Annotated in this window: 12 protein-coding genes; 11 read left to right on the forward strand and 1 reads right to left on the reverse strand. The window is 51.1% G+C overall.

Translation table 11 applies throughout. The features are described from left to right. The first annotated feature begins 4 nt into the window (after positions 1–4). The 10 genes from ACMP1L_RS00865 to ACMP1L_RS00910 all read left to right on the forward strand — a co-directional run bounded on the left by ACMP1L_RS00865 (position 5) and on the right by ACMP1L_RS00910 (position 11,382). On the forward strand, positions 5–412 hold the full coding sequence (locus ACMP1L_RS00865; protein ID WP_418451718.1) for a DUF3842 family protein: 408 nt from the start codon (positions 5–7) through the stop codon (positions 410–412). Positions 413–754: 342 nt separating this feature from the next. After that, positions 755–1,504, forward strand: coding sequence for an ATP-dependent sacrificial sulfur transferase LarE (larE, locus tag ACMP1L_RS00870; RefSeq protein ID WP_418451719.1), 750 nt, complete (start codon positions 755–757; stop codon positions 1,502–1,504). Continuing rightward, entirely contained in the window at positions 1,501–2,268 is a 768-nt protein-coding gene (larB, locus tag ACMP1L_RS00875) for a nickel pincer cofactor biosynthesis protein LarB (RefSeq protein ID WP_373244085.1), read from the forward strand. Before larE ends, larB begins: the two co-directional genes overlap by 4 nt. 60 nt (positions 2,269–2,328) lie before the next feature. After that, positions 2,329–3,660 carry a nickel pincer cofactor biosynthesis protein LarC gene (gene larC / locus ACMP1L_RS00880; RefSeq protein WP_418451720.1) on the forward strand — a complete coding sequence of 444 codons (1,332 nt, stop codon included), beginning with the start codon at positions 2,329–2,331 and terminating at the stop codon, positions 3,658–3,660. 41 nt (positions 3,661–3,701) lie between these two features. Then, positions 3,702–5,333, forward strand: coding sequence for an ABC transporter substrate-binding protein (locus tag ACMP1L_RS00885; protein WP_418451721.1), 1,632 nt, complete (start codon positions 3,702–3,704; stop codon positions 5,331–5,333). 7 nt (positions 5,334–5,340) lie between these two features. Beyond that, a complete protein-coding gene (locus tag ACMP1L_RS00890; protein WP_418451722.1) occupies positions 5,341–7,245 on the forward strand; it encodes a dipeptide ABC transporter ATP-binding protein in 1,905 nt (634 codons plus the stop codon). Continuing rightward, positions 7,208–9,259 carry an ABC transporter permease subunit gene (locus ACMP1L_RS00895; protein WP_418451723.1) on the forward strand — a complete coding sequence of 684 codons (2,052 nt, stop codon included), beginning with the start codon at positions 7,208–7,210 and terminating at the stop codon, positions 9,257–9,259. The genes ACMP1L_RS00890 and ACMP1L_RS00895 overlap by 38 nt, the downstream gene beginning before the upstream one ends. A gap of 287 nt (positions 9,260–9,546) precedes the next feature. After that, positions 9,547–10,011, forward strand: coding sequence for an Hsp20/alpha crystallin family protein (locus tag ACMP1L_RS00900; protein ID WP_118725562.1), 465 nt, complete (start codon positions 9,547–9,549; stop codon positions 10,009–10,011). Between the two features lie 126 nt (positions 10,012–10,137). Further along, positions 10,138–10,602, forward strand: a complete 465-nt coding sequence (locus ACMP1L_RS00905; RefSeq protein ID WP_118725561.1) for an Hsp20/alpha crystallin family protein — start codon at positions 10,138–10,140, stop codon at positions 10,600–10,602. A 348-nt stretch (positions 10,603–10,950) separates the two neighbouring features. Next, a complete protein-coding gene (locus ACMP1L_RS00910) occupies positions 10,951–11,382 on the forward strand; it encodes a hypothetical protein (protein WP_418451725.1) in 432 nt (143 codons plus the stop codon). A gap of 63 nt (positions 11,383–11,445) precedes the next feature. Here the strand turns inward: ACMP1L_RS00910 and ACMP1L_RS00915 are convergent, their stop codons facing one another. Then, positions 11,446–11,673 (reverse strand): hypothetical protein, encoded by a 228-nt coding sequence (locus ACMP1L_RS00915; protein WP_418451726.1) that lies wholly within the window; start codon positions 11,671–11,673, stop codon positions 11,446–11,448. A gap of 211 nt (positions 11,674–11,884) precedes the next feature. Between ACMP1L_RS00915 and glpK the strand changes: the two genes are divergently transcribed. Next, positions 11,885–13,381 carry a glycerol kinase GlpK gene (glpK, locus tag ACMP1L_RS00920; RefSeq protein ID WP_118731951.1) on the forward strand — a complete coding sequence of 499 codons (1,497 nt, stop codon included), beginning with the start codon at positions 11,885–11,887 and terminating at the stop codon, positions 13,379–13,381. The last annotated feature ends 29 nt before the right edge of the window (positions 13,382–13,410 follow it).

The raw sequence follows: 13,410 nt of genomic DNA on the forward strand, positions 1-13,410 counted from the left end.
CATTATGAATATACTTGTAATCGATGCGCAGGGCGGCGGTATTGGAAAGCAGATCGTCAGCGCTTTAAAGAAACGTTACCCGGAGCAGTATATTACCGCAGTGGGGACCAACAGTCTGGCCACATCGGCCATGTTAAAAGCCGGGGCAGATGTGGCGGCAACCGGAGAAAATCCGGTCATAGTCTGCAGCCGCAAAGCCGATGTTATCATCGGGCCGGTGGGAATCGTCATTGCGGATGCGCTTCTTGGCGAGATCACGGCGGCTATGGCAACAGCCGTGGGCCGGAGCCCGGCCAAGCGCATTCTGGTTCCGGTGAACCACTGCGATAACTACATTGTGGGTGTGGCGGATCTGAGTATGACGAAGCTGGTTGATGGCGTAGTGACGGAAGTGGGAAAACTGATTGACTGATCAGGTACTTGCCATGAAAAAAAGATTGTGCTATAATTTCTCTCGTAAATCGGGCAGCACGAAGCTGCCATGCAGAGGCTGAAGCTTCTGATTGGTAAAAGCAGTAAGAAGAAATCTTGGATATAATATAGATATCTGAATTTTGCAGGTGATGTGTCCGTATTTTAATTTAGAATGATGTATGCACAGGAAGGCATACGGCTCTTTCAAGAAGGGCCGCATGCCTTTTTTGTTTCATAGGAAATTGCATTGCTCCGCAGGGATGCACATTCTTATTTGTCCTGGCGGCATGCTGTTTGCCGCAGGCGGAATCAGTACTTTGAGAAGGAGAGGACTTAATTTATGAACTTACAGGAATTTTTCAAAGAAAACCCGAAGGTCGCGCTGGCCTTTTCCGGCGGTGTGGATTCTTCTTATTTGCTTTACGCAGCCATGAAATACGGTGCGGATGTGAAAGCCTATTATGTAAAAGCACTGTTTCAGCCGCAGTTTGAGATGGATGATGCCATGCACCTGGCGGAGCAGTTAAAGGCACCGGTGCGGGTGCTCCGGGCAGATGTACTGTCTGACCCGGTTGTGGTTTCCAACCCGTCTAACCGCTGCTATTACTGCAAGAAAGTTATCTTCAACATGATCATGAAGGCGGCTGCGGAGGATGGCTATACGGTACTGCTTGACGGAACCAATGCCTCCGATGATGCAGGAGACCGTCCGGGCATGAAGGCATTGCAGGAGCTGCAGGTAAAATCTCCGCTGAGAGAATGCGGTCTTGTAAAATCCGAGATCCGCAGACTTTCCAAAGAAGGCGGGCTTTTTACCTGGGACAAGCCGTCATATGCATGTCTGGCCACCCGCATTCCGACCGGATGCGAGATTACGGCAGAAAAGCTTCAGAGGACGGAAGCAGCAGAGGATTTTCTGTTCTCCCTTGGCTTCCATGATTTCCGTGTGCGGATGATGCCGAACGGTGCAGCCCGCCTGCAATTGCCGGAAAACCAGCTTCCGCTTCTCATGGAAAAGCGGGCAGAGATTCTGAACGAGTTAAAGAAGCACTATCCGGCTGTGCTTCTGGATCTGGAGGTGCGCGGATGAACAGCGAGATCAGAAAAACACTGGAAGCAGTGAAGAGCGGCGAGCTTAGCGTGGATGACGCACTGCTCGCGATTAAGAAAGAGCCCTTTGAGGATATTGGTTACGCGAAGGTGGATCTGCATCGTGGGATCCGTCAGGGAGCGGCCGAGGTCATTTACGGAGCCGGAAAGACACCGGAGCAGATGGTGGGGATCATTGGCGCAATGCTGGAGCATGAGGTAAAGACGATCCTGCTCACCCGGCTGTCTGAGGAAAAGGCAGCTGAAATCCGGAAAACATATCCACAGATGGACTATCGGAAAGACGCGAGGATTGGCACCATCGGTCAGTTCCCGGCAGCAGACGGTCTGGGGAAAATTGTGGTAGCAACAGCGGGAACCTCGGATATTCCGGTAGCGGAGGAAGCGGCCCTGACAGCCGAAGCCCACGGCAATGAGGTGGTGCGCCTGTATGATGTGGGAGTGGCCGGACTTCACCGGCTGCTGGCCCACATGGATGAGATCATGAGTGCGTCCGTCATTATTGCCATTGCCGGAATGGAGGGCGCGCTGGCCAGTGTCATTGGAGGCCTGGCAGACTGCCCGGTCATCGCGGTGCCGACAAGCATCGGATATGGGGCGTCCTTTGGAGGCGTGTCAGCACTGTTATCCATGCTGAACTCCTGTGCCAGCGGAGTTTCGGTGGTGAATATTGATAATGGATTCGGAGCCGGATATCTGGCAAGCATGATCAATCATATGACAGGCGCAGAAAGCAAGAAGTGAAAAACTGAGAAAGCGTGACTAAAAAGTACAGAAGAACGGTTACGGAGAGGGGATTGTAATATGAAGACATTATATCTGGAATGTGGAATGGGCGCTGCGGGCGATATGCTGACTGCGGCTTTACTGGAACTGATGCCGGATCCGGAGGCAGCTGTGGCAGAATTAAACGGCCTGGGGATTCCCGGTGTGCAGTTCAGCAAAGAAGCCGTGAGCAAGTGTGGAATCGGCGGAACTCATATGACCGTGAAGGTACATGGGGAGGAAGAGTCCGAGGAGATGTTCCATCACCATCATGAGCATCACGATCACTCACATGAACAGGAGCACGATCATGAAAGCGCGTGCCATGAGCATCATGATCATCTCCATGAGCATGAAGATCACGAGCACACCCACGAGCACGCCCATGAACACACCCACGAGCACGGTGATGATGGTCACACGCATCATCATCACAGCAGTCTCCATGACATTGAGCATATCGTCTGTGGTCATCTGAACATTCCGGATCAGGTGAAGCAGGATGTGATGGCAGTTTACGGCCTGATTGCGGAGGCGGAGAGCCATGCCCACGGTGTTCCGGTTACGGAGATTCATTTCCACGAGGTGGGAACCATGGATGCCATTGCGGATATCACGGCAGTCTGCCTGCTGATGAACAAGATTGCTCCGGATCAGGTGATCGTCTCCCCGGTTCATGTGGGAAGCGGTCATGTGCACTGTGCTCACGGCATTCTGCCGGTTCCGGCTCCGGCCACTGCTTATATTTTAAATGGTGTGCCGATGTACGGCGGCGCAGTGAAGGGCGAGCTCTGCACCCCGACCGGCGCAGCGCTGTTAAAGCATTTTGCTACCCGTTTTGGTGATATGCCGGTGATGCGGACCGAGGCGATCGGTTATGGTATGGGCAAGAAGGACTTTGAGCAGGCAAACTGCATCCGTGCAATGCTGGGTGAGACGGAGGATGCCGGAGACAGTGTACTGCAGTTAGAGTGCAACGTGGATGATATGACGGCAGAGGAGCTTGGGTTTGCCATGGAAACGATTCTGGAAGTCGGTGCGCTGGAGGTTTACACCGTTGCGGCGGGCATGAAGAAATCAAGACCGGGCACGATCCTGTGCGTTCTTTGTCATGAGGATGCGAAGGAAACACTGGTACGGGTGATTTTCCGGAACACAACCACCATTGGCGTGAGAGAGCACCGCTGCAGCCGTTATACCTTAAAGCGCAGCTTTGAGACGGTTCAGACTCCTTATGGAGATGTGCAGAAAAAGCTTTCATCCGGTTACGGAGTGACCAGAGAGAAATATGAGTATGAGGATCTGGCGCGGATCGCCAGAGAGCAGGGCCTGTCTCTGGCAGAGGTGCGCAAAGGTATTGCGCACCAATAAGGTCCGTGCAGAATATAACACAGAAAAAGGAGCAGAGAAATATGCGAGACAGCAAACGGATAAAGGCAGCAGTTTTACTGGCGGGCGGCGCGGTGGCCATTCTGACGGCCTGCGGTTCTGCGAAAACAGACGAAACAACTGTACAGAGCAGCCAGGAGCAGGACAGTACTGCAGGACAGAAGGAAACCGGAAATCAGTCCGGTACGGAAGCCGGGGAGAATGGCACTACGCTGGTTTACGGCAGCGGAGATTATACCCGCATTAACCCGGCTATGGATGAGCATGGAGAGATCAATATCCTGATTTTCAATGGATTGACTGCGCATGACGGAGAAAATCAGGTGGTTCCGGCCCTGGCAAAGGACTGGACCTTTGATGAAGCTTCCTGCACTTATACGTTCCATCTGCAGCAGGGCGTAAAGTGGCATGACGGCGAGGAATTTACCGCAGATGATGTAAAGTTTACGATCGAAGCGATCATGGATCCGGAAAATGGTTCTGAGAATGCCCCGAACTATGAGGATGTGGAGCAAATCACCGTGGAGGATCCCTACACCATTTCCTTCCAGCTGGACGCACCGAATGTGGCATTTCTGGACTACATGACTATGGCAGTTCTGCCGAAACATCTGCTGGAGGGAGAGGATATGCAGGAGTCTGATTTCTTCCGTCATCCGGTAGGAACAGGTCCTTACAAGCTGGCAGACTGGGAAGAAGGCCAGACCATCACTTTGGAGAAGAATGTGGATTACTTCCAGGGTGAGCCGAACATTGACACCATTATTTTTAAGATTGTGCCGGATGATAATGCCAAGGCCATCCAGATGCAGACCGGGGAACTGGACTTGGCGCTTCTGACTCCGAAGGACGCGAAAACCTTTGCGGGCAAGGATGGATTTACCTGTTACGATATGAAAACCTCGGATTATCGCGGAATCATGTTCAATTTCCAGAATGATTACTGGAAACAGAATAAGGATCTGATTCCTGCAATTTGTTATGGCATTGACCGTCAGGCTATCATTGACGCAGTGATCCTGGGACAGGGCATGCCAGCTTACGGACCGCTGCAGCGCAACAAATACAACAATGAAAATGTAGAGCATTACGATTATGACCCGGCAAAAGCGAAGAAAATTCTGGAAGCAGCCGGCTGTGTGATGGGCAAAGACGGATTTTATGAGCGCAATGGAGAAGAAATTGGCTTTGTGATCAGCGTCGGTGCCGGAGATCAGGTCCGTATTGATATGGCGCAGGCAGCCGCCCAGCAGCTGCGGGAGATCGGCATAAACGTTACCGTGGATATTCCGGTAAAAGTGGACTGGGCCGGACAGCAGGCATATCTGATCGGATGGGGAAGTCCGTTTGACGCAGACGACCATACCTATAAGGTGTTTGGCACGGATAAAGGCGCCAATTATTCCGGATATTCTGATCCGCTGGTGGATAAATATCTGACTGCGGCGCGTCAGTCCGACGACCCGGAGGTGCGCCGGGAGAATTACAATAAGTTCCAGGAAGCCCTGGCAGAAGATCCGGTATATGCCTTTATCTGCTATGTGGATGCCAACTATGTGGCAAAGTCATCGATCCATGGAATCAGTCAAGATACTATTATGGGACATCATGGAGTTGGTATTTTCTGGAATGTGAAAGACTGGACAATGGAGTAGTGTAACGATGTCGGATGTATTGGAGGTAAAGCACCTGTCGGTCAGCTTTTTTACCCGTCAGGGAGAAGTACAGGCGGTGCGGAATGTGAGCTTTTCACTGAAAAAAGGAGAAATCCTTGCTCTGGTGGGAGAATCCGGCTGCGGAAAAAGCGCGTTGTGCCGCAGTATTATGAAGCTGCTTCCGGCATCCGCAAAGCAGAAAGCTGGACAGATCCTGCTGGATGGGGAAGATATCACGGGCTATCCGGAACGAAAAATGTGCACTCTGCGGGGCAGCCGTTTTTCCATGGTGTTTCAGGATCCCATGACGGCGCTGGATCCGGCTATGACCATTGGAGACCAGATCGCGGAGGCTGTGAAGCAGCAGAAGGCTGATCAGAAACAGAGGCTGTCCCGGGAACAGGTTTATCACCGGGTGGAGGAGCTTATGGAGCTGGTAGGCATTGACTATCCGGCAGAGCGAAGTCGTCAGTATCCGCATCAGTTTTCCGGCGGCATGCGGCAGCGTGCCGTGCTGGCGGTGGCGCTGGCCGGAAACCCGGAAATTATCTTTGCGGATGAGCCTACCACAGCGTTGGATGTGACTGTGCAGGCGCAGATCCTGGATCTGTTTCGTGATATTCAGAAAAAATTGGGTACATCCATCGTATTTGTTACCCATGATCTGGGCGCGGTAGCCCATGTGGCAGATCGTGTGGCGGTCATGTATGCCGGAAAGATCGTGGAGATTGGAACAGCCGATGAGATTTTTTACGATCCGCGTCATCCATACACAAAGGGCCTGATGCGGGCACTTCCGGCCGCGTCCATCGGAAAGGATGCGCTTTATACCATTCCGGGAATGCCCCCTACTTTGATTGATCCGCCAAAAGGTGATGCCTTTGCCTGTCGCAATGAACAGGCCCTGGCAATTGATTATGAAGAAGAGCCGCCTATGTTCCGGGTATCGGATACGCATTTCGCTGCCTCCTGGATGCTGGATGCGCGGGCGCAGCAGAGTGTGAGACATTCACCGGAGGAAACCACTTCCGTTTCCGTGCATCCGCGCTGCATGCTTCCGGAAAATGCGGAAATTCTTCTGGATGTGAGGCATTTAAGCCAGGTTTACACGCTTCCCGGCGGAAGAACAGCCAAAGCCCTGGATGATGTCTCCTTCCAGATCCGAAAGGGTGAGATATTTGGACTCGTAGGGGAGTCCGGCTCCGGAAAATCCACGATTGCCCGTTGTGTCATGAACCTGACCAGGCCGTCCCACGGCAGTATCTGCTATCGGGGAATCGAGACTAACGATCGTTTGTCCTTCCGAAGACATAAGCGCATGCTGCAGTCGGAACGCCAGATCATTTTCCAGGATTCGGCTTCCAGCCTGGATCCCCGTATGAAGATCTGCGACATTGTGGCAGAGCCTATGAAAATTCAGAAACGGGTGCCGCCCCGCGGTTCACTTCGGGCAGAAGCGGAGTTTCAGATGCATTTTGCGGGACTGGATGCAGGGTATCTGGACAAGTATCCGGCAGAGCTTTCCGGCGGACAGCGGCAGAGAGTGGCCATTGCACGGGCACTTTCCATGGAGCCGGAGTTTGTTGTGGCAGATGAGCCGGTGGCGTCGCTGGATGTGTCGATCCAGGCGCAGATCATCAATCTGTTCCGGCATCTGCAGCAGGAGCATGGCTTTACGTTTCTGTTTATTGCACACGATCTTTCAGTGGTACGTTTTTTGTGCGACCGGATTGGCGTAATGTACCAGGGAAAACTGGTGGAGACAGCACCGACGGAGGAGCTGTTTGCGGCTCCGAAGCATGAGTATACGAAAAAACTTCTGGCTGCGATTCCGAAACCGGACCCGGCGCTGGAACGGGAGAGGAGGGGCGGACATGAATACGAAAAAAACAATCCTGATTTTGCTGTTTAGCATTTTTGTCCTTTCCACTACCGTTTTCTTTGTATCCAGGATGGCCCCGGGTGATCCGCTTGTATCCTATTACGGTGACCGCGTAGAGCGGATGAGTCCGCAGGAGCGCGTCTGGGCGGAGGAAAAGCTGGGACTGGACGATGGAATTATGGTTCAGTATGTGCGCTGGCTGAAGGAGGCAGCCCATGCAGATTTTGGCATTTCCTATAAGTATAAGCAGGATGTGGTGACGGTGATCGGAAACCGTGTAGGAAATACGCTTCTGCTTGGCGGAATAGGATTTCTTCTGATCTTTTTCGGCTCACTGTTTCTGGGAATCCTCTGTGCCTGGCGGGAGGGCGGTCTGCTGGACCGCTTCTTCTGCCGTATCGGGACCATCACCAGCTGTATTCCGGAGTTCTGGATGTCGCTGGTGCTGATCCTGATCTTTTCAGCAGGACTTCACTGGCTGCCAAGCTCTGGAGCTTATACCGCAGGAAAAGCGGCAGATATTACAGACCGGCTGCGGCATCTGGTATTGCCGCTTTCTGTGGTGGTTCTGAGCCATTTGTGGTACTACGCATTTCTGATGCGAAACCGCATGCTGGAAGAAATCCGTGGAGATTATGTACTTCTGGCACGGGCCAAGGGCCTGCGAAAAGGCAGGATTTTGCTGAATCATTGCCTGCGGGGGGCTCTGCCCTCTTACTTAAGTATCATGGCCATTGCAGTGCCTCACATTCTGGGTGGGACCTATGTGGTGGAGACGGTTTTTTCTTATCCGGGTCTTGGTACACTGACCTATGAGAGCGCCCGATATAAGGATTATAATCTGCTGATGCTCTTGTGTATCCTGTCCGGAATCCTGGTAATCCTGTGCAGCATGGCAGCTGAAAAGATCAACGAATGGCTGGATCCGCGGCTGCGGGTGACCTGCGGCGAGCGGAAAGAGCAGGAGAAAAAAACGGAGGCTGAGGAAAGTACAGAGGTCTGTGATGCGAACGTGCAGCCGGAGACAGAGCATGCGGAGCAGCGGAGCATGCAGGAGAACAGGCCGGATGTGCTGCAAAAAACAGCGTCAGCAGACGAAGCTATAAAGTCGGATTTTAGTGTCGGCACAGAAATAACGGCCGAACATGTACAGCCGGTTTCAGATCCCCGATTCCGCGTTGTCGGCATCCGGCCATCCGGGCCAGCTCCGGCGCAGAAGAACATTTCCTGGTATCAGAACAAGCCGTTGTTTCCTGTCCTGGTTCTTGCAGCGATCATTCTGGGCTGCATCTGCGCGGACTGGATCATGACGAAAGATCCTGCATATATGGATCTTTTAAACTGCAATGTTCACCCTGGGAAAGAGTTTTTGTTCGGTACGGATACGATGGGGCGGGACATTTTTTCCATGATCTGGTCTGGTGGCAGGATTTCTCTGACCATTGGCGTGCTGGCATCCCTGATTGCGGCAGCGATTGCTATTTTTTACGGGGCAGTCAGTGGCTGCGCTCCGGCCTGGCTGGATGAACTGCTGATGCGTTTGTCTGAAATTTTCTTAAGCGTGCCGAACCTCCTTCTGGTAATTTTGCTTCAGGCGGCTTTTGGAAAAGCCGGGATCCTCAGCTTGTCGGTAGTGATCGGAGTGACAAGCTGGGCAGGAATGGCCAGGGTGGTGCGCACGGAGGTGCGGCAGATCCGAAACAGTGAATATGTCATTGCGGCCCGGGCTATGGGCGGCGGTTTTTTCTATATCTTAAGGCGTCATCTGACACCGAATTTCATTGCCTCGATTTTGTTTATGGCAGTGATGAATATCCGCAGCGCTATTACAGCGGAATCTACGTTAAGCTACATGGGAATCGGCCTGCCGCTTGAGATGATCTCCTGGGGAAGCATGCTGAGCTTGGCAGAAAAGGCAATGTCCGGTGGCGCCTGGTGGATCATTGTGATTCCGGGATCATTTCTGGTGGTGACCCTGCTTTGCATTACCGATATCGGAGAGGCTTTGCGGAAAGCGGCGAACCGGAAGGAAAGCAATCTGTAATAAGCTGGAAAAAGAACTGAGAAAGCGTGAAACTCTTTGTGAAAACAGAGGGTTCACGCTTTCTTTGTGTTTTTATCACATGGAATCAGTAAACATTGATAGTTCACAAAAAGTTCACAAAAAATTAGCACTCACCTCTTGACAGTGCTAATAATGCGTGCTATAGTACATGTAGAACAAAGGAAGGGGATACAGAGGGAACAAAGAAAGAGGTTCCCGGAGGTCTCTGAAAGATCCTGGTTCCAAAGAAACAAGGTTAAGCATAGATAGAAAAGGAGAGATGACTTATGTTAATGCCGAGTATTTTTGGTGAGGATATGTTTGATGACTTTATGAGAGATTTTCCATTCTTCGATGAGAATGCAGGTAATAAAATAGAGAAGAAACTTTACGGACGTCATGCAAAGAATATGATGAAGACCGATATCAAGGAACAGGAAGACGGCTACGAGCTGGAGATGGATCTTCCGGGATTCACAAAAGACGAGATTACCGCAGAGCTGAAAGATGGTTACTTAACCATCAGCGCATCCAAGGGACTTGATAAGGACGAGCAGGAGAAAGAAACCGGTAAGTATATCCGCCGTGAACGTTACGCGGGTGCGTGCCAGCGTTCCTTCTATGTAGGTGAAGATATCACCGAGCAGGACATTAAGGCAGAGTTCAAGCACGGTATCCTGAAACTGTTCGTTCCGAAGAAGGAAGCACAGCCGAAGGTAGAAAATAAAAAATACGTAGCCATTGAAGGCTAATACAAATGACTGAAACTTCCCCGGAAAACAGTAAGGCTGCCTGGCCGGGGAAGAAACCGCAGCCATAATATAGAAGACTGAATTTGATAATAAGTAAATTTTAGATAGATAAAGGAGAGATGACTTATGTTAATGCCGAGTATTTTTGGTGAGGATATGTTTGATGAATTTATGAGAGGTTTTCCGTTCTTCGATAACAGCGCAGAGAACAACGTTGAGAAGAAACTATATGGTCACAACGCCAAGAACGTTATGAAAACCGATATCAAAGAGCTGGAAGGCGGCTATGAGCTGGAGATCGATCTTCCGGGATTCACGAAAGAGGAAGTCACCGCAGAACTGAAGGATGGCTATTTAACCATCAGTGCCGCTAAGGGACTTGATAAGGATGAGCAGGAGAAAGAAACCGGTAAGTATATCCGCCGTGAACGTTATGCCGGTGCGTGCCAGCGTTCTTTCTACGTTGGTGAAGATGTGACCGAGCAGGACATCAAGGCTGAGTTCAAGCATGGTATGCTGAAGCTGTTTGTTCCGAAGAAGGAAGCAAAACCGGCGGTAGAAACCAAGAAATATGTTACCATTGAAGGCTGATGCGTAAGCAGGCTGAGATGGCAGCAGAACCGCATGAGAGAAAGTGAATAAAAAGTCCACGGGCCAGTAAATGTGCTGGTCCGTGGACTTTTTGCGTGCTTGTAAAAGCCAGCGTCCGGTTGCTGTCCCATATCTGCATTTGAAATCTTAAGAAAAAAGTTTCCTTTCTTCATAAAACGATGACAATTTGGACACAATTTTATTGTTCAATAGGAGTGGCTGTGGAGATAGACACAGTTACAGATCGCATATGCATCAGCAGCCGGAAATGCTTTCAGATCGAGGAAAAACAGATTCCGTCTGCTCAAAAAAGAAAGGTTGGTTAAAATGAAAAAAAGAGCATTGATTATGATGAGCACCGCAATGGTCATGGTATTTGCAGCAGCTTGTTCTTCAAAAAATACCCCGTCTGCTACAGCAAGTGAGACAACGGCTACAGTGGCAGAAACAACACAGCAGGAGACCACAAAGGCAGAAAGCACAGCCTCTGCTGAGAGTCTGAACACAGATGAAGCAAAGGATTCAGAGGAATCTAAGGCAGATTCTGCCGCAGATCAGGAAGAAGCAAGCATGACAGGCACGATCAGTGACATCAAGGATTTCATGTTTACCATCACATTTGATGGTCAGGATTACGGCTTCAGCTTTGATCAGAATGAGAAGCCACAGGGGTTAGACAGTGTGAAGGATGGTGATACCGTGATGGTAACCTATACCGGTACGGTAAATACCGTGGATGCCTTCACCGGAAAAATCCTTTCTGTTGAAAAAGTAGATTAAGAGGGAAGTATTTGGCAGGTCTGTACAGTGAATGCGCAGACCTGCCAAACAACATTATATGCTTCAGGAAGCACTGTAGGAATCTACCGTAATGGTATAGCAGCTGCTTCCTTTTTTTATTACCGTTCCATCACTCTTTTTGATGGTGACGTTTGCGCTGCCTTCACCGCCGTTGTCATCCGGTCCGCCCTTGCCGTCCGGCGCTTCTTTGCCATCTGGCGCGCCATTTCCGTCATTGTTTTCATTCTGTCCGTCCTGATCTTTGTTTGATGTGCCCAGTATAAAGAACAAAGCGTTAAATTCACAAAATGTTCATAAAAACAATAAAATTCTGATAAAATGAGAAAAAAAGAAATATTTTGCAACAAATCAACTGTACGAGTGCGGAAAAAAATGGTATGATGCAAGAAAGAAAATAAACTGGGAAAACAGCTTTATCGTTGAGTTTTTAGGATAATAGAGTAATGATCAGACAAAATCTTATATAAAGGGGGAACCAATCATGGCAGATTATATTATGGCACTGGACGCGGGGACAACCAGCAACCGCTGCATTCTTTTCAATAAAAAGGGCGAGATCTGCAGCATGGCGCAGCGGGAATTTCACCAGTATTTTCCACAACCTGGCTGGGTGGAGCATGACGCGGATGAGATCTGGGCCAGCATGCTGGGGGTGGCCGTGGAGGCCATGAGCCGCATCGGCGCAGAAGCAGCAGACATTGCGGCGATCGGTATCACCAATCAGAGAGAAACCACCATTGTATGGGATAAGGAGACTGGTGAACCCATTGCCCACGCCATTGTCTGGCAGTGCCGCCGTACCGCAGCCTACTGCGATTCTCTGAAGGAACAGGGCTATATGGACAGCTTCCGGAAGAAAACAGGACTTGTCATTGACGCGTATTTTTCCGCTACCAAGATCAAATGGCTGTTAGACCATGTGCCGGGAGCAAGGGAGCGGGCGGAGAAGGGTGAGCTTTTGTTTGGCACAGTGGAAACCTGGTTGATCTGGAAGCTGACCAAGGGCGCGGTACATGTAACCGATTACTCCAATGCTTCCCGCACGATGCTGTTCAATATCAATACTCTGCAGTGGGATGATGAAATCTTAAAGATCCTGGATATTCCGAAATGCATGCTGCCGGAGCCGAAGCCGTCAAGCTGCGTATACGGGGAGACAGAGCCTTCTTATCTGGGCGGAGCCATTCCTATTGCCGGGGCAGCGGGAGACCAGCAGGCGGCGCTGTTCGGTCAGACCTGTTTTGAGGCGGGGGAAGCGAAGAATACCTATGGAACAGGCTGTTTCCTGCTTATGAACACCGGAGAAAAGCCGGTATTCTCCCGAAACGGGCTGGTCACCACCATTGCCTGGGGACTGGACGGAAAGGTGGATTATGCGCTGGAGGGTTCCATCTTCGTGGCCGGAGCGGCGGTCCAGTGGCTGCGGGATGAGCTGCGGCTGATCGATTCGGCAGAGGATTCCGAGTATATGGCAAAAAAAGTGAAGGATACCAACGGCTGCTATGTGGTTCCGGCCTTCACCGGTCTTGGTGCTCCGCATTGGGATCAGTACGCCAGAGGAACTATTGTGGGTATTACCCGGGGTGTGAACAAATACCACATCATCCGGGCTACACTGGAGTCTATTGCCTACCAGGTACATGACGTACTGGTGGCCATGAAAGCGGATTCCGGTATTGACCTGACTTCCCTGAAGGTTGATGGCGGAGCCAGTGCCAACAATTTCCTGATGCAGACCCAGGCAGACTTTATCCAGGCACCGGTGAAGCGGCCCTCTTGTGTAGAGACAACCGCCATGGGCGCGGCCTATCTGGCGGGACTTGCAGTGGGATACTGGAAGAATCAGGAAGAAGTCAAGGAAAATCAGGAGACAGACCGGATCTTTACGCCGGAACTGGATGAAAAGACCCGCAGGACCATGGTCCGCGGGTGGGAGAAGGCGGTTCGCTACGCATACGGCTGGGCGCGGGAACGCTGAGTGCCACAATCGGATCAGGCTGCAGGAAG

Origin of the sequence: Ventrimonas sp. (assembly GCF_048380235.1) — a bacterium.
Lineage (GTDB): Bacteria > Bacillota > Clostridia > Lachnospirales > Lachnospiraceae > Brotaphodocola.